At 73.1% G+C, this 21,380-nt stretch carries 19 protein-coding genes; 8 read left to right on the forward strand and 11 right to left on the reverse strand.

Annotated elements, in window-relative coordinates; genetic code table 11:
* The first annotated feature begins 67 nt into the window (after window positions 1-67).
* The gene (locus tag IG88_RS0121805) at window positions 68-3,286 is read left to right on the forward strand and encodes a tetratricopeptide repeat protein (protein WP_031043718.1); all 3,219 of its coding nucleotides are present in this window, start codon (window positions 68-70) and stop codon (window positions 3,284-3,286) included.
* A 36-nt stretch (window positions 3,287-3,322) separates the two neighbouring features.
* Here the strand turns inward: IG88_RS0121805 and IG88_RS0121810 are convergent, their stop codons facing one another.
* A complete protein-coding gene (locus IG88_RS0121810) occupies window positions 3,323-3,559 on the reverse strand; it encodes a hypothetical protein (protein WP_037836379.1) in 237 nt (78 codons plus the stop codon).
* The gene (mca, locus tag IG88_RS0121815; RefSeq protein ID WP_031043723.1) at window positions 3,552-4,412 is read right to left on the reverse strand and encodes a mycothiol conjugate amidase Mca; all 861 of its coding nucleotides are present in this window, start codon (window positions 4,410-4,412) and stop codon (window positions 3,552-3,554) included. The genes IG88_RS0121810 and mca overlap by 8 nt, the downstream gene beginning before the upstream one ends.
* Before the next feature lie 145 nt (window positions 4,413-4,557).
* On the opposite strand from mca, the gene IG88_RS0121820 reads away from it, so the two are divergent.
* Both IG88_RS0121820 and greA read left to right on the forward strand, forming a co-directional pair.
* Window positions 4,558-4,956: a DUF4307 domain-containing protein gene (locus IG88_RS0121820; RefSeq protein ID WP_031043726.1), complete on the forward strand. Its 399-nt coding sequence runs from the start codon at window positions 4,558-4,560 to the stop codon at window positions 4,954-4,956.
* Window positions 4,957-5,136: 180 nt separating this feature from the next.
* Window positions 5,137-5,634 (forward strand): transcription elongation factor GreA, encoded by a 498-nt coding sequence (gene greA, locus IG88_RS0121825; protein WP_030400866.1) that lies wholly within the window; start codon window positions 5,137-5,139, stop codon window positions 5,632-5,634.
* A 142-nt stretch (window positions 5,635-5,776) separates the two neighbouring features.
* Here greA and IG88_RS0121830 read toward each other — a convergent pair whose 3' ends face one another.
* The 3 genes from IG88_RS0121830 to ilvA all read right to left on the reverse strand — a co-directional run bounded on the left by IG88_RS0121830 (window position 5,777) and on the right by ilvA (window position 9,013).
* Window positions 5,777-6,634: an ABC transporter permease gene (locus IG88_RS0121830; protein ID WP_031043729.1), complete on the reverse strand. Its 858-nt coding sequence runs from the start codon at window positions 6,632-6,634 to the stop codon at window positions 5,777-5,779.
* Complete coding sequence (locus IG88_RS0121835; RefSeq protein ID WP_031043732.1) at window positions 6,631-7,638, reverse strand: daunorubicin resistance protein DrrA family ABC transporter ATP-binding protein; 1,008 nt, start codon at window positions 7,636-7,638, stop codon at window positions 6,631-6,633. Before IG88_RS0121835 ends, IG88_RS0121830 begins: the two co-directional genes overlap by 4 nt.
* 145 nt (window positions 7,639-7,783) lie before the next feature.
* Window positions 7,784-9,013 carry a threonine ammonia-lyase gene (gene ilvA, locus IG88_RS0121840; protein ID WP_031043735.1) on the reverse strand — a complete coding sequence of 410 codons (1,230 nt, stop codon included), beginning with the start codon at window positions 9,011-9,013 and terminating at the stop codon, window positions 7,784-7,786.
* Window positions 9,014-9,182: 169 nt separating this feature from the next.
* Here ilvA and IG88_RS0121845 point away from each other — a divergent pair, with 169 nt between their 5' ends.
* The 3 genes from IG88_RS0121845 (at window position 9,183) to IG88_RS0121855 (ending at window position 10,734) form a co-directional block, all read left to right on the forward strand.
* The gene (locus IG88_RS0121845) at window positions 9,183-9,683 is read left to right on the forward strand and encodes a MarR family winged helix-turn-helix transcriptional regulator (protein WP_031043741.1); all 501 of its coding nucleotides are present in this window, start codon (window positions 9,183-9,185) and stop codon (window positions 9,681-9,683) included.
* A gap of 102 nt (window positions 9,684-9,785) precedes the next feature.
* On the forward strand, window positions 9,786-10,286 hold the full coding sequence (locus IG88_RS0121850) for a sigma factor-like helix-turn-helix DNA-binding protein (RefSeq protein WP_031043746.1): 501 nt from the start codon (window positions 9,786-9,788) through the stop codon (window positions 10,284-10,286).
* Between the two features lie 190 nt (window positions 10,287-10,476).
* Entirely contained in the window at window positions 10,477-10,734 is a 258-nt protein-coding gene (locus tag IG88_RS0121855) for a hypothetical protein (protein WP_031043749.1), read from the forward strand.
* 10 nt (window positions 10,735-10,744) lie between these two features.
* Here the strand turns inward: IG88_RS0121855 and IG88_RS0121860 are convergent, their stop codons facing one another.
* Entirely contained in the window at window positions 10,745-11,899 is a 1,155-nt protein-coding gene (locus IG88_RS0121860; protein WP_031043752.1) for a cystathionine gamma-synthase, read from the reverse strand.
* A gap of 96 nt (window positions 11,900-11,995) precedes the next feature.
* Between IG88_RS0121860 and IG88_RS0121865 the strand changes: the two genes are divergently transcribed.
* Window positions 11,996-13,114, forward strand: a complete 1,119-nt coding sequence (locus IG88_RS0121865) for a hypothetical protein (protein WP_031043755.1) — start codon at window positions 11,996-11,998, stop codon at window positions 13,112-13,114.
* Between the two features lie 151 nt (window positions 13,115-13,265).
* Here the strand turns inward: IG88_RS0121865 and msrA are convergent, their stop codons facing one another.
* Window positions 13,266-13,778: a peptide-methionine (S)-S-oxide reductase MsrA gene (msrA, locus tag IG88_RS0121870; RefSeq protein ID WP_031043758.1), complete on the reverse strand. Its 513-nt coding sequence runs from the start codon at window positions 13,776-13,778 to the stop codon at window positions 13,266-13,268.
* Between the two features lie 163 nt (window positions 13,779-13,941).
* On the opposite strand from msrA, the gene IG88_RS0121875 reads away from it, so the two are divergent.
* Complete coding sequence (locus IG88_RS0121875; RefSeq protein WP_031043762.1) at window positions 13,942-14,535, forward strand: DUF4291 domain-containing protein; 594 nt, start codon at window positions 13,942-13,944, stop codon at window positions 14,533-14,535.
* Between the two features lie 16 nt (window positions 14,536-14,551).
* Here the strand turns inward: IG88_RS0121875 and narI are convergent, their stop codons facing one another.
* From narI to IG88_RS0121895, 4 genes are read right to left on the reverse strand one after another with little or no spacing between them, the layout of a single operon-like run.
* Window positions 14,552-15,298, reverse strand: a complete 747-nt coding sequence (gene narI / locus IG88_RS0121880; protein ID WP_051852004.1) for a respiratory nitrate reductase subunit gamma — start codon at window positions 15,296-15,298, stop codon at window positions 14,552-14,554.
* Complete coding sequence (gene narJ / locus IG88_RS0121885; protein WP_031043767.1) at window positions 15,295-15,966, reverse strand: nitrate reductase molybdenum cofactor assembly chaperone; 672 nt, start codon at window positions 15,964-15,966, stop codon at window positions 15,295-15,297. Before narJ ends, narI begins: the two co-directional genes overlap by 4 nt.
* Complete coding sequence (gene narH, locus IG88_RS0121890; protein ID WP_031043770.1) at window positions 15,963-17,642, reverse strand: nitrate reductase subunit beta; 1,680 nt, start codon at window positions 17,640-17,642, stop codon at window positions 15,963-15,965. Before narH ends, narJ begins: the two co-directional genes overlap by 4 nt.
* Entirely contained in the window at window positions 17,642-21,349 is a 3,708-nt protein-coding gene (locus IG88_RS0121895) for a nitrate reductase subunit alpha (RefSeq protein ID WP_031043773.1), read from the reverse strand. The genes narH and IG88_RS0121895 overlap by 1 nt, the downstream gene beginning before the upstream one ends.
* Between the last annotated feature and the right edge of the window lie 31 nt (window positions 21,350-21,380).

Below are 21,380 nucleotides of genomic sequence, written 5' to 3' on the forward strand. Positions count from 1 at the left end.
ACGCCCGGGACCACCGGGACTCCCGGGGTGACCGGCAGGACACCGATGCCGCCGGAGGGGGCGCGACATGCGGGACAGTCATCGGGCGGAGGCCGAGGGCCTGCTCAGACGGGCCGTGGAGGAGGAGGTACGGCGCTCGGGCGGGCGCACGGACGGGAACGTACTGCTCTCCCGGGCCCGCGCGGCACTGGACGCGATGGCCCAGACGGCCGGCGAGGAGTACGCGGCCTACACCCAGGCGCTCGACGAGGCCGCCGCCGGGCAGCTCACCTTCCGCGAGCGCTACGCCCGCGAGGGCGCCGGCACCCCCCTGCTGGTGGCCGCCGTGGCGGCGGTCGCCGCGGTGGTGGCCGACGTGGCGCTCGGCACGGGCACCGGCACCGCGGTGGGCGCGGGCGTGACGGTGGGCGTCGTGGGCGCGGCGGCGACCGTGCTGAAGGTGGCCGGGACCCATGTGCCGGCCGCCCATCACCGCGCGGGGGCGGTCAGCCAGCCCGGTGGCCCCGAGCAGTTGCGGCTGCAGTGGCTGACCGCGCTGGAGGTGCGCGGCATCCGCCCGTTCCTGGACCAGCAGCGGATGCTCACCGCGTCCACCGGGCCGGCCAAGAGCGGGCCGAAGCTGCGGGGTGCCGACAAGAGCGCGGCGGCGCGGGGGCGCAGCGCGCTGGAGCAGTCGTTCGGGCAGCTCCCGGCGGCCGAGGGGCCGTTCGCGGGCCGGCGGCAGGAGATGGCGAAGCTGCGGCAGTGGGTGCAGGCGGCCCGCGCGAGCACGGAGACGAAACCGACGGTGGTGGTGCTCCACGGGCCGCCGGGCAGCGGCCGTACGACGCTGGCGGTGCGGGCCGTCCACGAGCTGCGGGACTACTTCCGCGGAGCCTGCCTGGTCGACCTGCGCGGGGCCGGGTCCGGGGCGGTCGGGTCGGGGACGGGCGGCGGGGCGCCGCTGAGCACCCGGGACGCCCTGCTGCACCTGCTGAACCGGCTCGGGGCGCCGCGCGAGCAACTGCTGTTCCGGGAGCGTTCCTCGGCGGACCAGCAGGTCAAGCGGCTCAGCGAGCTGTACCACCAGCACCTGACGGGCGTCCCGGTCACCGTCGTCCTGGACGACGCCTGGGACGCCGAGCAGGTGCGGGCGCTGGTGCCGGAGCGGTCGGACAGCCTGGTGCTGGTCACCGCGCGGGAGGCGCTGCGGCTCCCGCCCGACCTGCCCGCCCGCGTGTACGACCTGCCGGTCGAGGCGCTGGACGCGGCGGGCGCGGAGGAGCTGCTGGGCGCCGCCGCCGAGGACTCCTCGGGGCCGTACGACGCCGAGTCGAGCGAGCTGGTCCGGCGGCTGTGCGGCGGGCTGCCGCTGGCGCTGCGGATCGCCGGGTCGGCGCTGGGCCCGCGTTCGCCGCGCGCGCTGGCGACCGACCTGGGGGCCTACGGTCCCGTGGAGCCGGTCGAGCGGGCGCTGTGGCTGCGCTACACCGACCAGTCGGAGCCGGCCCGGCGGCTGCTGCGCCGGCTGGCGCTGGCGGGCCGCACCTCGCTGGGTGCCGCGGCCGCCGCCGCGCTGCTGGCCACGGACGAGACGGAGGCGGCCCGGCAGCTTGCGGCGCTGGCGCGGGCGGGTCTGATCGACCACGTCCGCGGCAGCCGCTACCGCCTGCACGACGTGGTGCGCGCCTTCGCCCGCGCCCGGCTCGCCGACGAGGAGGAGCCCGGCGAGCGGACGGCCGCGCAGGAACGGCTCATCGCGAACTACGCCGAGCTGGCCGACTCCGTGCTGCGCCTGGTCGACGGCAACATGTCGACCCGCTCGAACCAGTTCGGGCAGTACGGCTTCACGTCCCTGGACGAGGCGCTGCGCTGGCTGGACGACGAGTCGAGCTTCATCACGGCGGCACTCAGGCACGCGGAGGGCGTCGACCAGGGCACGGTGCTGAACCTGCTGGGCGCGCTGTGCGACTACTGCCTGCTGCGCGGCGACCTGTACCGGCTCGGGGAGATCAGCGAGCTGGCCCAGTCCGTGGACCAGGGGCTGCTGGTGCGCTCGGTGCAGTGGCGCACCGGCATCGCGGCCCGGCAGCTCGGCGAGCTGGACAAGGCGCGTACGACGCTGGCCTCCGTCGTCGACCTGTACCGCGAGGCCCACCACGACGCCGGCGCGGCGCGGGCCCTGTGCTCGCTGGGGATCACGCTGCACCACCAGGGCAACCTGACCGACGCGGCGGCCAAGCTCCAGGAGGCGCTGGACCTCCAGGCCGCGCCGGAGCTGGCCACGGACCGGGCGTGGACGCTGCACGCGCTGGCGGCGGTGCAGCGCGACCGGGCCCGGCTGGCCGAGGCGCTGGAGCTGCTCACCGAGTCGCTGGTGCTGCACCGGGCGGGCGAGTCGGTGCACGGCCAGGCGTGGGCCCACTTCCAGCTCGGCCAGCTCCACCTGCGCAGGGGCGACGTCCCCGGCGCGGAGGCCGACCTGCGCGCGGCCCTGGACCTGTACGGCCGCACCCAGGACGCGCGCGGCGAGGCCTGGGCGCTGACCCAGCTCGCCCGGGCCCGGCTGGTGGACGGCGACGCCTCGGAGGCGGTGGCGGAACTGCGGCGGGCGGCGGCCCGGCACCGCGAGAACGAGGACGCCCGCGGCGAGGCCTGGACGGTCTACTACCTGGGCCAGGCGCTGGAGGAGACCGGCGACCTGGACCAGTCCGTGCGCGAGCTGGAACGCTCCCGCACGATGTTCTCCCGCATGCGGGACGTTTACGGCCTGGCCTGCGCCCGGCACCACTCGGCGCGCGTCACCCGCGACCAGCGGGCCGCCCAGACCGGCTCGCTGCGCAACTCCGGCTTCGCCCGTCAGCTCCTGGTCGACGCCCGCGCCGACTTCCAGCGCATCGGCGTCGGCCACGGGGAGGCGTGGACGTGCCTGGAGCTGGCGGTCGTGGACGCGGGCAACGCCCGCACCCCGCAGGCGCTGGCCCTGTGCGACGAGGCCGCCGCCCTGTTCGCCGGGTACGGCGACCGGCGGGGCGAGGACTGGGCCCGCTTCCTGCGCTGCACGCTGCTGCCGTACGCCGCCCCCGGCGGGGTGGAGGTCGGCACGGCGGTGGCGCAGGAGGAGCTGGCCCAGCTCTCCCGGTCCCGCCATCCCGCCCGGGACGCCAAGCTGGACGACTACGTGGACGCCTACCAGCTCCTCCTGGAGCGCGGCGTGCAGCTCGAGGCGGGGTGGCAGGCCTGGCGCCTGGGCATGGTTCCGGGCCGCCAGGCCAGGGAGGTGATGGGCGTGGCGGTCACGGCCTGAGACCGGGCCGCCCGCCCTCGACGCGGTCCCCCGGCGTCAGCCCCGCCGGGGCTTCGCCTCGGGGGCGCCGGAGGCGTCCGGCTCGGCCGCCTCCTTGAACTCGACCCTGCCCATGTGCCGGTTCATGGACTTCATCAGCCCCCACACCGCCAGGGCCATCACCGCGAACACGATGAACCCGAGGACGCCGGGGGTGACCTTGTCCTCGTCGAGCTCGGCGAGGGTGACGAGGTGCGTCATTGCCAGGCTTGCGCTTGCACTCATGTCAGGCATTGTCGCGGATGCCCGCGAAGAGGTCGTCCTCGGGGAGGGAGGTTTCCACGAGGGACTTGGCGAGCTCGTACTCCTCGGTGGGCCAGACCTCCTTCTGGATCTCCATCGGCACCCGGAACCAGCCGCCCTCGGGGTCGATCTGCGTGGCGTGCGCGATCAGCGCCCGGTCGCGGGTCTCGAAGAAGTCCGCGCAGGGCACGTGCGTGGTGAGGGTGCGCTCCTTGCGCTCGAACTCGGCCCAGCGCTTGAGCCAGTCGTGGTAGGGCGACTCCAGACCGCGCTCCAGCAGCGCGTGGTGCAGCGCCTCGGTGCGGGGCCGGTTGAAGCCCTGGTTGTAGTAGACCTTCTGCGGCTGGTACGCCGGGCCGTACTCGCTCTCCGGGTACTTCTCGGTGTCGGCCGCGCCCTCGAACGCCACCATCGTGATCTTGTGGGTCATGATGTGGTCGGGGTGCGGGTAGCCGCCGTTCTCGTCGTAGGTGGTGATCACCTGGGGCCGGAAGGAGCGGATCCTGCGCACCAGCTCGCCGGCCGCCTTGTCGACGTCCTCCAGGGCGAAGCAGCCCTCCGGCAGCGGCGGCAGCGGGTCGCCCTCGGGCAGGCCGGAGTCGACGAAGCCGAGCCACTCCTGCTTGACGCCCAGGATCTCCCGCGCCTCGTCCATCTCCTTCCTGCGCACCTCGTGGATGTTCTCCTCGATGTACGCGTCGCCCTGGAGCTTCGGGTTGAGGATGGAGCCGCGCTCCCCGCCCGTGCAGGTCACCACCAGCACGTCCACCCCCTCGGACACGTACTTGGCCATGGTGGCCGCGCCCTTGCTCGACTCGTCGTCGGGGTGGGCGTGGACGGCCATCAGTCGCAACTGGTCAGTCAAGACTCAATCCTCAAGTCAGTCGGCGCCCGGTGTACAGCGGCGCAATCGGCGCTTCTATAGTGACCGAATCGGAGGGCGAAAAATTCCGGAGCCCGGGAAGACCGGGCCCGCCGAGAGGACGATCATGAGTACGGCGAGCACGCAGACCCCCCGGGGTCGGTACGGCCGCTCCTCGGACGAGCAGGCCGACCGCACGCTCAAGGTCGTCGGCGCCGTGCTCGGCGCGCTCCTGCTCGCGCTGATCGGCTGGTTCGGCTACCACTACGTCGGCCAGAACAAGATCAGCGGCGAACTGATCGGCTTCGAGCTCGCCGAGGACTCGGTGCAGGTGCACCTGGAGGTCCGCAAGGACGCCGGCGTCACCGGCTACTGCACGGTGCGCTCCCAGGCCGAGGACGGCGACGAGGTGGGCCGGGCCGACTTCCGCTTCGACGGCGACGGCACCCGCATCGACAAGGTCGTCACCCTCCGGACCAAGGCGGCGGGCACGACGGCCGAACTGCTCGGCTGCCACCCGGAGTGATCCACCGAGGCCCACTGGCGCCGATTCGTCCCGCCTGACCTGCGGTGACATGAATCTGGTGGCTTATGTCCTCCCCCTTTGGCCGGTCAATTGTTAGGCTCGTGGTTTCGCCCTTCCGTGAAGGAACATCCTTCTGGGTAGGGCGTTGATTTGTATTCCCAGTACCAACGAGGAGCACCCGTGACCCAGACCAGCGAGAACGTCACCTGGCTGACCCAGGAGGCGTACAACAAGCTCAAGGAGGAGCTTGCATACCTTACTGGTCCTGCGCGCACCGAGATCTCCGCCAAGATCGCCGCGGCTCGCGAGGAGGGGGACCTGCGTGAGAACGGCGGGTACCACGCGGCGAAGGAGGAGCAGGGCAAGCAGGAGCTCCGCGTACGCCAGCTGACCCAGCTCCTGGAGAGCGCCAAGGTGGGCGAGGCCCCCGCCGCGGACGGCGTGGTGGCGCCCGGCATGGTCGTCACGATCGCCTTCGACGGCGACGAGGACGACACGCTGACCTTCCTGCTCGCCTCGCGCGAGTACGCCAGCTCGGACATCGAGACTTACTCCCCGCAGTCCCCCCTGGGCTCGGGTGTCAGCGGTCACAAGGTCGGCGAGGACGCCGAGTACGAGCTGCCGAACGGCAAGATGGCCTCGGTGAAGATCCTCAAGGCCGAGCCCTACAACGGCTGACCCACCGCCCACCACCGACGGGCCCCCGCGTGTCCCCGCGACACCGGGGGTCCTTCGTCGTCCTGCCCCGCTCCTTGCCGTCGTGTCCTCCTCCTGGGGTCCGGCCCGGCCTTCCGGCTCCAGCGGTCCGTCCCTCCCGTCGTCAGGTGGCCGCCGAGCGGTACTTGCGCACCGCCAGGGTCCGGAAGACCGCGATGATCAGGACGGACCAGAGCAGCGAGGCCCAGACGGGGTGCTGCATGGGCCATGCGTCCGACTGCACGACGCCCGGGTTGCCGAACAGCTCGCGGCAGGCCTGCACCGTGGCGCTGAACGGGTTCCACTCGGCGACGTGCCGGAGCCAGGGCGTCATCTGGGTGGGGTCCACGAAGGCGTTGGAGATGAACGTCACCGGGAACAGCCAGATGATCCCTCCCGAGGTCGCCGCCTCCGGGGTGCGTACGGACAGGCCGATCAGCGCGCCGATCCAGGTGAAGGCGTACCCCAGGAGCAGCAGCAGGGCGAAGCCGGTGAGGATCCGGGCGGCGTTGGTCGGTTCGGCGGAGCCGGTGCGCCAGCCCACGATCAGCGCGACGACCGCCAGGACGAGCAGGGTGATGGCCGTCTGGACGAGGTCGGCCACGGTGCGCCCGGTCAGGACCGCGCCACGGGCCATCGGCAGGGAGCGGAACCGGTCGACGAGCCCCTTCTGCATGTCGTCGGCGATGCCGGCCGCCGATCCCGCGGTGGCGAAGGTGACGGTCTGCGCGAAGATGCCCGCCATCAGGAAGTCCTTGTAGACGCCCGAGTCGGTGGTGCTGCCGACCTTGATGGAACCGCCGAAGACGTACGTGAACAGGACCACGAACATCACGGGCTGGATGATCCCGAACAGGACCATCTCGGGGATCCGGGTCATCCGGATCAGGTTTCTCCGGGCGATGACGAGCGAGTCCCGCAGGGACTGGGCGATGCGATTGCCGGGTGCCGTGGCCGGCACCGCGTCGGTGGCGGCGCTCACTTGGCGGTCTCCTTCTCCTGCTCGTGCCCGGCGTCGTCCGCCGGGCCGTTCTCCTCGTCCGGCGCCTCGGCGACGTGGCCGGTGAGGGAGATGAAGACGTCGTCGAGGGTGGGGCGGCGCAGGCCGATGTCGTCGATCTCGATGCCGCGGGCGTCCAGTTCGCGGATGACCTCGGCGAGCAGCTTCGCGCCGCCGGTGACGGGGACGGTCAGCTTGCGGGTGTGCTCCTCGACCGTGGTCGCGCCCTTGCCGAACCGGGCAAGCACCTCCGAGGCCGTCCCCATGTGGTGGCGCTCGTGGACGACGACCTCGACGCGCTCTCCGCCGGTGCGGGCCTTGAGCTGGTCGGAGGTGCCGCGGGCGATGACCCGGCCGTGGTCGACGACCGCGATGTCGTGCGCGAGGTGGTCCGCCTCCTCCAGGTACTGCGTGGTCAGCAGGAGGGTCGTGCCGCCGGCGACGAGCTGCTTGATGACCTCCCACAGCTCCTGCCGGTTGCGGGGGTCGAGGCCGGTGGTGGGTTCGTCCATGAACATGACGGGCGGGGAGACGACCAGGGCCGCCGCCAGGTCGAGCCGGCGGCGCATGCCTCCCGAGTAGGTCTTCGTCGGGCGGTCGGCGGCGTCCGAGAGGTGGAACTGGTCGAGCAGCTCGGCGGCGCGGGCCTTGGCGACCTTGCTCTTCATCTGGTAGAGCTGCCCGACCATGTGCAGGTTCTCCCGGCCGGTCAGGTATTCGTCGACCGCCGCGAACTGGCCGGACAGGCCGATGGAACGCCGTACCTCGTTGGGCTGCCTGAGGACGTCGATGCCCGCGACGACCGCCTTGCCGCTGTCGGGGCGCAGCAGGGTCGTCAGGCAGCGGACGGCGGTGGTCTTGCCCGCGCCGTTCGGCCCGAGCAGGCCGAGGACCGTGCCCTCGGGAACGTCGAGGTCGACGCCGTCCAGAGCCCTTACGTCGCCGAAGGTCTTCACCAGGCCTTCGGCGTAGATGGCGCCTGGCATATGAGTCTCCACGTCGTCGGGGTTTCTTCGGAAAGCCTAGGTTTGTGCGTTTCGTCGCGCTCTGCGAGCGATCCACGCCACACACCATAACGCGATGTATCGCGTCTCACAACGCAGTTGCCCGAACGAGTGACCGTGCCCGGGATCAGGCGATGACGGTGTAGCCCGCCTCCCGCAGTGCGCGGCCGACCTCGACGCAGTGCTCCGGTCCCTTGGTCTCCAGGTGCAGTTCGACCTCGGCCTCCGTGAGCCCGAGCCGCGGATGGGTCCGGACGTGACTCACGTCGAGGACGTTGGCGTCGACCACCGACAGCACCCCGAGCAGCGTGGCGAGGGCGCCGGGCCGGTCCGTCAGCCGCAGCCGGACCGCCAGGTAGCGGCCCTGCGCGGCCATGCCGTGCCGCAGCACGCCCTGCATCAGCACCGGGTCCACGTTGCCGCCGGACAGGACGGCCACCACCGGCCCCGCGAAGGCGTCCGGCGCGCTCAGCAGCGCCGCCACCGGGCTCGCCCCGGCCGGTTCCACGACCAGCTTGGCCCGCTCCAGGCACAGCAGCAGGGCGGTCGACAACGCGTCCTCGGAGACCGTGCGGACCTCGTCCACCAGCTCGCCCACGATCCCGAACGGCACGTCACCGGGTCGCCCCACCTTGATGCCGTCGGCCATCGTCGCCGGGTTCTCGACGGCCACCGGGCGCCCCGCGGCCAGTGAGGGCGGGTACGCCGCCGCGCCCTCCGCCTGCACGCCCACGACGCGCACGTCCGGCCGCAGCGCCTTGACCGCCACCGCGATGCCGGCCGCGAGCCCGCCCCCGCCGATGCCGACCACGACGGTCCGCACCTCGGGGCACTGCTCCAGGATCTCCAGTCCGACCGTGCCCTGGCCGGCGATCACGTCGGGGTGGTCGAAGGGGTGGATGAACACCGCGCCGGTCCGCTCCGCGTACTCCTGCGCGGCGGCCAGCGTCTCGTCCACCACCTGGCCGTGCAGCCGTACCTCGGCGCCGTACTCCCGGGTCGCGCTGATCTTCGGCAGCGGGGCCCCCTTCGGCATGAACACCGTCGACCGCACGCCCAGCAGCGACGACGCCAGCGCCACGCCCTGGGCGTGGTTGCCCGCGCTCGCCGCGACCACGCCCGCCGCCCGCTGCTCGGGCAGCAGTCCGGCGATCCGCACGTAGGCGCCGCGCAGCTTGAAGGAGCCGGTCCGCTGGAGGTTCTCGCACTTGAAGTGCACCGGCGAGCCGACGAGCTGCGACAGGTGCCTGCTGCCCTCCATCGCCGTCACGCGCGCCACGCCCGAGAGCATCTTCTGGGCTCCGCGCACGTCGTCGAGGGTGACGGGAGCGACGCGGGGGGCTGTGCTGTAGCTCATGGTCTCCAGCATCCCAGTTCCCGGACGCCGCGCACCGTGGTGACCAGTCGGCGAGACCCGCTTCGTCCCGCGCAGGTACGCCGTGCCGCCCGGCCGCGTACCCTGTCCCCCAATTAGCAGCCCTCCACGAAGTGAGCCCCCGGCCATGCCCACAACGCCTGATATGTCGATGGACATGACGACCGCCGGTGACACCGGTCTTCTAGAGACGCTCCAGCACGAGGTCGCGCTCTTCGCCCGCCGCGCCGAACAGACCCGGCTCGGCGGGGTCGGGCAGGTACGCAACTCCATGGACCGCGCCGCCTACCTGCTGCTCAACCGCCTCGACACAGAGGGCCCTATGGGTGTGAAGGCGCTCGCCGCGAGCATGGGGATCGACTCCTCGACGGTCACCCGGCAGGTGGCCCCGCTCGTCGACACCGGACTGGTCAAGCGCACCTCCCACCCCGAGGACGGACGCGCGGTGGTCCTCCAACTGTCCCCGCGCGGCGCGGCCCGCCTCGAAGAGGTCCGCTCCTCCCGGCGTCAGCTCATGGCCGAGCTGACCCGCGACTGGGCTCCGGAGGAGCGCGAGACGTTCTGCACGCTCCTGGCGCGCTTCAACGGCGCCCTGTCCGCCCGTATGGCCCCCTCCCACGCGGCGGCCCCGGACACGCCGTCGGGGTCCTGAACGGGCTTTCGGGCCCGGGGTTCGACCGAACCCTTGACCGGCGGGCCGCCCCTGGCCTGATATGAGACCTCAGGGGTCGTCGCCGTCTGGGCGGGAGGCGCGGTGCGAGAGCGGCATGCGTCCCACCACGCCCGCCGGGCCCGCGAGTTCGAGGCGTTCGTCGCGGGTGCGGCAGGGCGGCTGCTGCATGCCGCGACCCTGCTCACCGCGGAGACCCCGGACGCCAACCCGCGCGCGCGGCGGCTGCTCGCCCTGAGCCTGGCCCACACGTACGCGTGCTGGGACCGGCTGCACGGGGAGGACCCGTACGACCGCACCCGCCAGTACCTGGCCACTCGTTTCGCCCGCGAGATCTGGCACCGCTACGGCCTGCTCGGCCGGGCCCGCCGACGCCCCGCGGGCGCCCTGGGCGTGCTCGCCCCGCACGAGCGCCTGATCCTCGTCCTGAGGCTGTACGAGGGTGTCGCCGAGGAGCAGGCGTCCGCGCTGCTGGGGCTGCCCGTGGACCGCGTCCGGACGATCTGCGACCGGGCGACGGCCACCCTGCTGCACCCGCCGCCCCCGCCCGCCCCACCGGTGGCGGCGAAGGCGGCCACGCCGTGACGGGCGGGGAGTACGGCCGCAGCACGGGCTCGGACACGGGCGCGGCCACGGGGAGGGCCACGGGCTCGGACACGGGCGCGGCCACGGGGAGGGCCACGGGCTCGGGGACGGCCACGGCACCGGGGGCACCGCGCGGCGTCACGCCCAGCACCGCGCCCGGCACGCACGCGTGGCGCGCGCGGAGGTGCCGGTGAACCGCCCCGCGCGTGAGGCCGCCGCGCGGCGGATCATGGAGGAGTCGCCGCCCCGGGTGCCGCCCGACCTCTGTGCGGAGGCCGTCCGCCGGGGCGGTCGCATCCTGCGCCGCAGGAGGGCCGCCCGGCGCCTGCTGTGGCTGCTGCTGGGCGCGGCGGCCGTGGCGTTCACGGTGTGGGCGCTGACCGCACAGCCGTGGGTGGAGCCGCCCTCGGAGACGACCCCACCCGTGACCGACTGGGAGGGCTGGTGAGCCCCTGGGTCTAGCCGAGCGCCTGCTGGAGGTCGGCCAGCAGGTCGTCGGCGTTCTCGATGCCGACCGACAGCCGCACCAGGTCGGCGGGGACCTCCAGGGCCGAGCCGGCCGCGGAGGCGTGCGTCATCCGGCCCGGGTGCTCGATCAGCGACTCGACGCCGCCCAGGGACTCGCCGAGCGTGAAGACCTTCGCGCGGTTGCAGACCTCGACCGCCGCCTGCTCGCCGCCCTCCACGCGGAAGGAGACCATGCCGCCGAACGCCTTCATCTGCTTGGCGGCGACCTCGTGCCCCGGGTGGTCGGGCAGCCCCGGGTAGAGCACGCTGGTCACGCGCGCGTGCCGGGAGAGCATGTCGGCGACCTTGGTCGCGTTCTCGCTGTGGCGGTCCATGCGCACGGCGAGGGTCTTGGTGCCGCGCAGCACCAGCCAGGAGTCGAAGGGCCCGGCGACCGCGCCCATCGCGTTCTGGTGGAACGCCAGCTCCTCGCCCAGCTCCTGGTCGCCGACGACCAGCGCGCCGCCGACCACGTCGGAGTGGCCGCCCATGTACTTCGTCAGGGAGTGCACGACGACGTCCGCGCCGAGCGCCAGCGGCTGCTGGAGGTAGGGGGTGGCGAAGGTGTTGTCGACGACGAGCCGGGCTCCGGCGTCCCGGGCGACCTGCGCGACCTGCGCGACGTCGGTGATGCCGAGCAGCGGGTTGGAGGGCGTCTCCACCCACACCGCCTTGGTCTTCGGGGTGAGGGCGGCCCGTACGGCGGCGGCGTCGCCCGTGTCGGCCACCGACCACTCCACGCCCCACCGGGTGGCGACCTTGGCGAAGAGGCGGAAGGTGCCGCCGTACGCGTCGTTCGGGATCACCACGTGGTCGCCGGGACGCAGCAGCGTGCGCAACAGGCAGTCCTCGGCCGCCAGCCCGGACGCGAACGCGAGACCGCGGCGGCCGCCCTCCAGGGCGGCCAGGTTCTCCTCCAGGGCCGTGCGCGTCGGGTTCGCGCTGCGGCTGTACTCGTAGCCGCCGCGCAGCCCGCCGACGCCGTCCTGCTTGTACGTCGACACCTGATAGATCGGCGGGACGACCGCGCCCGTCAGGGGATCGGCGGTGTTGCCCGCGTGAATCGCGAGCGTCTCGAAGTGCTGACTGATGTGCCTGTCGCTCATGGGCACCGAGGGTAGCCGTGCGGAACGCCCCGTGGGTTTTCCACAGGGCGGGGGCCAGGTTGGCCAATTGTCGGCGGCGTCTGGTTCGCTTGAGACATGGAGATTCTCTGGGTCCTGATGGCACTGGTCATGCTCGGCTTCGTGCTGCTCCAAATCTCGCGGCGGCGGCGCGGCGCGGTCGGCCTGGTCGAGCCCGGTCACCCGGACGCCGCCGACCCCGCGAACTACGGCTTCGCCCGCGAGGAGGAGCTGGACGTCCGCATGCCCGGTCCCGACCAGGACCTGCTGGACGTCCTCGACCTGGTCCAGCGCACCCAGGACTACCGCGGGGCGCAGCAGCTCCTCGCCGGCACGGAGGCGGACGGCGAGCGGCGCTGGCAGCGCGTGCAGGCCTTCGCGGGCGCCGCGTCGCTGGAGCTGCGGCAGCGGCCCGGCGGCGTCGGGGAGACGCCGGGCGGGCAGTGGCTGCGGGTGTGGCGGGCCGAGGCCCCCAAGGACGCGGGCGGCGCGGCGGTGCAGGCCGAGTTCCTGGTGCAGCAGGCGTGGCGGACGGCGACGCCGGGCACGGACGAGTTCCGGATCATCATGGAGGAGGCCAAGGCGGCCTGCGGCGCGGCGGCCCTCCTCGCGCCCGGGGACCCGGTCCCGTACATCGTCGAGCTGTCGGTGGCCCGTGGCCTCGGGTACTCGCGCGAGGAGTTCGAGCAGCTCTGGCTGAAGATCCTGGACCGCGCTCCGCACCACATGGGGGCGCACCTGGCCGCCCTGCAGTACTGGTGCGAGAAGTGGCACGGCTCGCGGGAACTGGCGTACTCCTTCGCGGAGGCGGCGGCCGCGCGGGCCCCGCGGGGCTCGCTGCTCGCGGCGATGCCGCTCTTCGCGGTCTTCGAGCACCTGCCCGAGGTCAATCTGGTCAGCGGCTTCTACCAGAGCGGGGTCGTCACCAAGGCCGTCCACGGCGCACTGCACGCGGTCCACTCGGCCGCCCCGGACGACCCGACGCAGGCACACGTCCGCCATCTGCTGGTCTTCTTCCTGGTGCGGGGCGAGCGCTGGGCGGAGGCCATGAACCAGCTCATGGTCATAGACGGCCACGTCGGCGCGCTGCCGTGGACCCTGTCGGCCGACCCGGCGGCGGAGTTCGCGGTCTACCGCGCGCTCGCGGTGGCGGGCTACGAGGCGAACGGCGGCAGCCCGGCCACGCTGCCGCACTGAGTCACCGCCGTACGGCGACTGAGTCACCGCCGTACGGCGCCACCGCCCGTAGGACGCCGCCTCCTTACAGCGCCACCTCCGTATGACGAAGCGGTCCGGCCGGGGGCCCGGCCGGACCGCTTCTGCCCGGTCTCGCCTCTCCCGGAGGGCCTCAGCCCTTGGTGCGGGCGGGCAGCCGCCAGCCCGGGCGGGGGAAGTGGCAGGTGTACCCGTCGGGGTAACGCTGCAGGTAGTCCTGGTGCTCGGGCTCGGCCTCCCAGAAGGGGCCGACCGGCTCCACCTCGGTGACGACCTTGCCGGGCCACAGGCCGGAGGCGTCCACGTCGGCGATGGTGTCCTCGGCGATCCGCTTCTGCTCGTCGTCGACGTAGTAGATCGCCGAGCGGTAGCTGAGGCCGATGTCGTTGCCCTGGCGGTTCTTGGTGCTCGGGTCGTGGATCTGGAAGAAGAACTCCAGGATCGTGCGGTAGTCGGTCACCTCGGGGTCGAAGAGGATCTCGATGGCCTCCGCGTGCGTGCCGTGGTTGCGGTAGGTCGCGTTCGGCACGTCACCCCCGGTGTATCCGACGCGGGTCGCGGTCACGCCCGGGAGCCGGCGGATCAGCTCCTCCATCCCCCAGAAGCATCCGCCCGCCAGCACGGCCCTCTGCGTCTGCGCAGCCATTGCGGCCCTCCAATGTCTCTGTCTCGGCTCGGTCACTCGGGCTGCTCGGCCCGCACACGACCGGCCTTCCATGCCCACGTTCTGTGCAACGCACGAGGTCCCCCGGCGATTCCACGCGAAATCCGGTGGCCCGGGCACGGCCCCCCGTCCCAAGCTGTACCGCATGCACCCAGCGCAGCGCGAGATCCGGGCGGCCCACACGGCGACCACCGTCACCGTCTACCAGGCGTACTCCCCGCGGATCGGCCTCCCCGCCGCCCGCGAGGGACGCTTCCCCGCCACCTGGAAGCGGGACCGGATGACGTGGATCAAGCCGTCGTTCCTGTGGATGATGTACCGCTGCGGCTGGGCGGCGAAGGAGGGCCAGGAGACCGTCCTGGCCGTCGAGATCAGCCGCGAGGGATTCGAGTGGGCCCTGCGCCGGGCGTGCCTGTCGAGCTACGTGCCCGGCGTGCACACCGACCAGGCGTCCTGGCAACGCGAGTTGAGACGCTCGCCCACCCGCGTCCAGTGGGACCCCGAGCGCGACCTGCGCCTGCGGCCCCTGCCGTACCGCTCCCTCCAGCTCGGCCTCACCGGCGAGGCGGCCCGCCGGTACGCCGACGAGTGGACGCTCACCATCCGCGACGTGACCCCGCTCGCCCGCGAGATCCACGCCCTCGTACGGGCCGACGACCTCGACGCGGCGCGAGCCCTGCTGCCCCGGGAGCAGCCGTATCCCGCCGCGGAGGACCTGCTGAGCAACGTGCGACCGTGACGGAGGTTCCGGGACTTCACCGCGCTCCGCCCGGCGGCGCCCCTGCCGGCCGGTCCGGCCGGACCGGCCGCCCCGCCCCGCCGCTCCCCCGGAAGCGGTACACCACGTACGGCCGCACCAGGTAGCCCAGCGGTGCCGTGAAGGCGTGGACCAGGCGGGTGAAGGGCCACAGGGCGAAGAGGGCCATGGCGAGGAGCGCGTGGAGGCGGTAGACCGGCGGGGCCTCGGCCATGGCGGTCACGTCCGGGTTCAGGGCGAACAGGCTGCGGAACCAGACCGAGACGCCGAGCCGGTAGTCGTACGTGGCGGACGCCGTCGCGCCGGACGCCGTGGCCGTCAGGCCGGCGAGGACGACCGTGATCAGCAGGGGGTACACCACGCGGTCCCCGCGGCTGGTCGCGGCCCGGACCGCGGGGGTGCGCAGACGGCGGTACAGGAGCAGGGCGAGGCCCGCGAGCGTGGCCAGGCCCGCCGTGCCGCCCGCCAGGAGGGCGTTGGCGTGGTACAGCTCCTCGCTGACCCGCAGGCGTTCGGTCAGCGACTCGGGGACCAGGAGGCCGGCCACGTGGCCCGCGATCACGAACAGCAGGCCGTAGTGGAAGAGCGGGCCCGCCACGCGCAGCAGGCGGCTCTCGTGGAGCTGGCTGGAGCGGGTGGTGAAGCCGAAGCGGTCGTAGCGGTAGCGCCAGGCCGTGCCCGCCACCAGCACGGCGAGGGACAGGTAGGGCAGGACGCCCCACAGAGCGGTGTCGAGGTGCGTCATCGGCGCACTCCTTCGTCGTCCGGGCCGGGGCGCCCGGGCTGGATGGGGAAGGCGCCCAGGACGTCCAGGCCCACCGCCTCGGCCGGCGGGCCGGTACGGGCCAGGCGCAGGGCCTCCTCGCGGCTGGCCGGTGCCTGGCCCGGCAGGCACCGGGAGACCGCCTGGAGGAGGGCGGCGTACGGGCTGTGGTGCGCCTCCAGGGCGTAGCGCAGGACCTCGACCGCCGCGCGGTGGTCCGTCAGGAGCGCGGTGCCCGCCTCGGGGACGCGGGCGGCGAACTCCAGCATCAGCGGCAGGAAGTCGGGCAGTTCGTCGTCCGGGGGCAGCCAGCCGTGGGCGCGGTACGCCGCCTTGATCCGGGCGAGTGCGGCGCCCCGGCGGCGGGTGTCGCCGTCGGTGTAGTAGGTGAGGTAGAGGCAGCGGCGGCGGCTGCGGTCGAAGGTGGCGACGTAGCGGGCGGCCAGGTCCAGGGGCGCCTCGCGTTCCGCCAGGTCGCAGAAGGAGCGCAGGAGGGGGAACTCGGGCCCGGGGAGCCCGGCGATCGTCTCGCGGACCGTGCGCGGGCGGCGGGGCCAGTCCCCGTCGGGGTAGGCCAGCAGCAGGGACGCGGCCTGGAAGACGACCGGGGCGGTGGTGGCCGTTGCGGTACGGCTGCGGCCGCGGCTCACCGCTCGGGCTCCGTCCGCACGGTGCCGCGGGCGCGCGGGAAGAGGCCGTTCGGGCGTCCCTTCCCGTTCCAGTTCAGGAGGTTGACCCGGCCGCGCAGCGCCGACGTGCCGGTCCCGGCGGCCGGCGGCTCGTGGAAGGCGTCGGGGTCGAACCCGCCGGGACCGGGGCCGAACCCGCCGGGACCGGGGCCGGGGCCGCCGCCCGCCCCGTCCGGCATCATGCCGGGGCCGCCCTCGCCGTCCAGGCTGCAGCCCGCCCCGGTGCCGCCGGCATCGGGCACGGAGCCGGTGTAGGCGGTCGGGACGACGTACCGCTCGTCGTACTTGGCCAGCGCCAGCAGCCGGTACAGCTCCTGGATGCCCGCCTCGTCCAGTCCGACCGCCTCGGCGATCCGGGGGTCCTGCTCCTCGCCGAGGTTGACGCGCCGCATGTGCGAGCGCATCGCGGCCAGCCGGCACAGGGCGGCCTCGACCGGCCCGGGGTCGCCCGCGGTGAAGAGCTCGGCGAGGTAGCCGAGGGGGATGCGCAGCGTGTCGATCGCGCCGAAGAGGGCTGCCGGGTCCTCCCCGTCGTGGCCGCTTCCGGTGAGGGCGTCGACGACCGGGGAGAGCGGCGGGACGTACCAGACCATCGGCATGGTGCGGTACTCCGGGTGGAGCGGGAGCGCGACGCGGTACCGGGTGATCAGCGCGCGCACCGGGGAGCGGCGCGCGGCCTCCACCCAGTCGTGGGGGATGCCGGACGCCTCGGCCGCGCGGGCCACCTCGGGGTCGTCGGGGTCAAGGAAGCAGCCGAGCTGGGCCTCGTAGAGGTCGGTCTCGTCGGTGACGGAGGCGGCGGCGCCGACCTTGTCCGCGTCGTAGAGCATGACGCCGAGGTAGCGGAGCCGGCCGACGCAGGTCTCGGAGCAGACGGTGGGGTCGCCGGCCTCGATGCGCGGGTAGCAGAAGGTGCACTTCTCGGCCTTGCCGGTGGAGTGGTTGAAGTAGACCTTCTTGTACGGGCAGCCGCTGACGCACATCCGCCAGCCCCGGCAGCGGTCCTGGTCGACCAGGACGATGCCGTCCTCGACGCGCTTGTAGAGGGCGCCGGAGGGGCAGACGGCGACGCAGGACGGGTTGAGGCAGTGCTCGCAGATGCGGGGCAGGTAGAACATGAACGCCCGCTCGTAGTCGAGGCGGACCTGTTCGCTCATGCGTGCGAGCAGCGGGTCGGCGGCCAGCCGGTCGGGGCCGCCGCCGAGATCGTCGTCCCAGTTGGGGCCCCAGGTGATCGCGGTGGGGCGGCCGTCGATCTGGGAGCGGGGCGGGGCGGTGGGGATGTCGTCGCCGAGGGGGGCGGTGGTGAGGTTCTCGTAGTCGTAGGTCCAGGGCTGGTAGTAGTCGTCCAGGGTGGGGAGTTCCGGGTTGGCGAAGAGGCGGGCCAGGCGCCGGGCACGGCCGCCGCTGCGCGGGACGAGGCGCCCGCCCTTGAGCTGCCAGCCGCCCTTCCACCTGTCCTGGTCCTCGTGGCCGCGGGGGTAGCCCTGCCCGGGGCGGGTCTCGACGTTGTTGAACCAGGCGTACTCGGTGCCGGTGCGGTTGGTCCAGGTCTGTTTGCAGGTGACCGAGCAGGTGTGGCAGCCGATGCACTTGTCGAGGTTCATGACCATCGCCACCTGTGCCATGACGCGCATCAGTAGGTGACCTCCTGGGAGCGGCGCCGGACGGTGGTCACGGCGTCGCGCTGGTTGCCGGTGGGGCCGTAGTAGTTGGGGGCGAAGGAGAGCTGGCCGTAGCCGCCGATGAGGTGAGTGGGCTTGACCAGCAGCTTGGTCAGGGAGTTGTGGACGCCGCCGCGGCGGCCGTTCGCCTCCGACTTGGGCACGTTCACGAGGCGTTCCTGGACGTGGTACATGAGCACCGTGCCGTCCGGGACGCGGTGCGAGACGATCGCGCGGGCGACGACGACGCCGTGCGCGTTGACGGCCTCCACCCAGTCGTTGTCGGCGGCGCCGATCGCGTCGGCGTCGGCGGGGCTCATCCACAGGACGGGGCCGCCGCGGGCCAGGGTCTGCATCAGCAGGTTCTCCTGGTACTCGCTGTGGATGGACCACTTGGAATGCGGGGTGAGGTAGCGGACGGTCACCGCGCGGCCGTCGCCCGCCGCCGTGGGCGCGTCGCCCAGCTCGGCCAGGTTCAGCGGGGGCCGGTAGACCGGGAGTTGCTCGCCCAGTTCCGCCATCCAGTCGTGGTCGACGTAGAAGTGCTGGCGGCCGGTGAGGGTGTGCCAGGGCTTCTTGTGCTCGGTGTTGACGGTGAACGGCGAGTAGCGCCGGTCGGGTCCCTCCTTGCCGGACCACTCGAAGCTCGCCCCGACCTGTACGGGCCGTTCCTGGGTGTCGGAGAAGACCACGCGCCGTTCCGCCACCGACGCGGCCAGTTCCGCGAGCCCGGCGCCGGGGCCGACGCGGTCGGCGAGCCGGTCGAAGCCCTCGGCGGCGAGGCGGCCGTTGGTGGTGCCGGACAGGGCGAGGACCGCCTCGCAGAACTTGACGTCGGTGTCGAGCAGCGGTCGCCCCATGGCCGGTCCGGCGGGGGCGGTGCCGCAGCGGGCGGCGAGCCGGCGGGACTCCTCGTGCGGGTGGACGGTGACGCCCTTGACGGTCATGCCGTGTTCCTCGGCCAGCGGCCCGAAGGCGGCGAGCCGGTCGGCGACGGCCGTGTAGTCCCGTTCCACCAGAGTCACTTGGGGGGCGTTGCGGCCCGGCTCGATCGGGGTGCGTCCGTCGCGCCAGTCGGCGACCCGGCCGCCGGGCTGCGCCCGCTCGCCGGGGGTGTCGTGCTGGAGGGCGGTGGCGACCAGGTCGTACGCCGTGTCGAGGCGTCCGGCGGCGAGTTCGCTCAGGCGGCGGGCGAGGGTGTGGAAGATCTCGAAGTCGGTGCGGGCCTGCCACGGCGGGTTGATCGCGGGGCTGAAGGCGTGCACGAAGGGGTGCATGTCCGTGGAGGACAGGTCGTGCTTCTCGTACCAGGTGGCGGCGGGCAGCACGAGGTCGGAGAAGAGCGTCGTGGAGGTCATCCGGAAGTCGAGGCTCAGCAGCAGGTCGAGCTTGCCCTCGGGGGCCTCGTCCCGCCAGGCCACCGAGCGCGGCCGGCGTCCGGGCGGCGCCTCGTCGCTGGTGGCGCCGTCGCGGGCGCCGAGCAGGTGGCGCAGGAAGTACTCGTTGCCCTTGGCGGAGGAGCCGATGAGGTTGGCCCGCCACACCGTCAGGACGCGGGGCCAGTTGCGGGGTGCGTCGGGGTCCTCGCAGGCGAAGTCCACCTCGCCCGCACCGATCCGCTCCGCGATCCAGTCGGACGGCTCCCGGCCGCTCTCGCGGGCGCGGCGGCCGAGGTCGAGCGGGTTGGCGTCGAAGGTCGGGTACGACGGCATCCAGCCGAGCCGGGCCGACTGGGCGACCAGGTCGGCGGTGTGCAGCCCGGCGAGGGTGCCGGGCGCGGTGGGTGAGGCGAGGGCGTCGGCGGCGTGGGACTCGTACCGCCACTGGCCGGTGTGCAGGTACCAGTAGGGGGTGCCCGCCATCTGCCGCGAGGGCCGCACCCAGTCGGCGGCCGTGGACAGTTGCTGCCAGCCGGTGTACGGGCGGACCTTCTCCTGGCCGACGTAGTGCGCCCAGCCGCCGCCGTTGACGCCCTGGCAGCCGGTGAGGATGAGCAGGGAGAGGAAGGAGCGGTAGATGGTGTCGGAGTGGAACCAGTGGTTGGTGCCGGCGCCCATGACGATCATGCAGCGGCCCCGGGTCTGCTCGGCGGTGCGCGCGAACTCCCGGGCCGCGCGGACCGCCGCCCGGGCGGGGACGGACGTGATGCGCTCCTGCCAGGCCGGGGTGCAGGGCTCGTCGGCGTCGTCGTACCCGGTGGGCCACTGGCCGGCGAGTCCGGGGCGGGCGACGGCGTACTGGGCGAGCAGCAGGTCGTAGACGGTGGTGACGAGGCGCCCGCCGATCTGCCGGGCCGGTACGCCGCGCACGACGGTGGCGCCGGGTTCGTCGAAGCGGGGCAGGACGACCTGGACACCGTTGTCATGCCGCCCGTCGGTGTGCCCGTGCAGGCTGAGCAGCGGGTCGACTCCGCCGAGGTCGAGGTTCCAGCGCCCCTCGCCGCCCTTGCCCCAGCGGTCGCCGAGGGTGCCGCCCGGGACGACCACGTCGTCGGTGTCGGCGTCGATCAGCACCGGCATCCAGGCCCGCGCCTCGGCGTCGGCGTGCCGGCCGAGTCCGAGGTCGGCGGCGGTGACGAACTTGCCGGGCGTCCACCGGCCGTCCGTGTGCGCGTCGAGGGCGACGAGGAAGGGCAGGTCGGTGAAGCGCTTGACGTAGTCGGTGAAGTACGGGACCTGCCGGCGCACGAAGAACTCGGTGAGCAGCACGTGTCCCATCGCCATCGCGAGCGCCCCGTCGGTGCCGGGGTGGGGGTGCAGCCACTCGTCGGCGAACTTGGTGGCGTCCGCGTAGTCCGGAGAGACGACGACGACCTTCTGGCCCCGGTAGCGGGCCTCCGCCATCCAGTGGGCGTCGGGGGTGCGGGTGACGGGGACGTTGGAGCCCCACAGCATCAGGTAGGCCGCGTCCCACCAGTCCCCGGACTCCGGTACGTCGGTCTGGTCGCCGAAGACCTGCGGGGAGGCGATCGGCAGGTCGGCGTACCAGTCGTAGAAGGAGATCATCGGGGCGCCGATGAGGGAGTGGTAGCGGGCGCCGACCGCGTGCGAGGCCATGGACATCGCGGGGATCGGGGAGAACCCGGCGATCCGGTCGGGTCCGTACTCGGCGATGGTGTGCACCTGGGCCGCGGCGGCGATCTCCAGCGCCTCGTCCCAGTCGACCCGCACGAAGCCGCCGTGGCCGCGGGCGCGCTGGTAGCGGCGCCGCTTCTCGGGGTCGCCGGTCAGTTCGGCCCAGGCGGCCACGGGGTCGCCGCCGTTCCGGCGTTTGGCGTCCCGGTACATTTCCACGAGAACACCGCGGGCCAACGGATGGCGAACTCTGGTGGGCGAGTAGGTGTACCAGGAAAAAGAAGCGCCGCGCGGACATCCGCGCGGCTCGTACTCGGGCCGGTCGGGGCCGACGCTCGGATAGTCCGTCTGCTGGGTCTCCCAGGTGATCAGACCGTCCTTGACATACACCTTCCACGAGCACGAGCCCGTGCAGTTGACGCCGTGTGTGGAACGCACGACTTTGTCGTGTGCCCACCGCTCACGATAAGGACGGTCGTTGACGTTCTGGTCCGTGCGGTACACGGCCCTCAGATCGAGGGTGGTCGGGGCCCTCCTCAGCAGCCGGCCCGCCTTCAGAAGCCGGTCGGCGGCGTCGGCCGCGGCCTTCGCCCTGCTTCGCACCACGCTGCATCTCCTTGCGAACGCGTCGGGGCAA

This window comes from Streptomyces sp. NRRL F-5650 (assembly GCF_000721365.1).
In the GTDB taxonomy this organism is placed as follows: domain Bacteria; phylum Actinomycetota; class Actinomycetes; order Streptomycetales; family Streptomycetaceae; genus Streptomyces; species Streptomyces ardesiacus.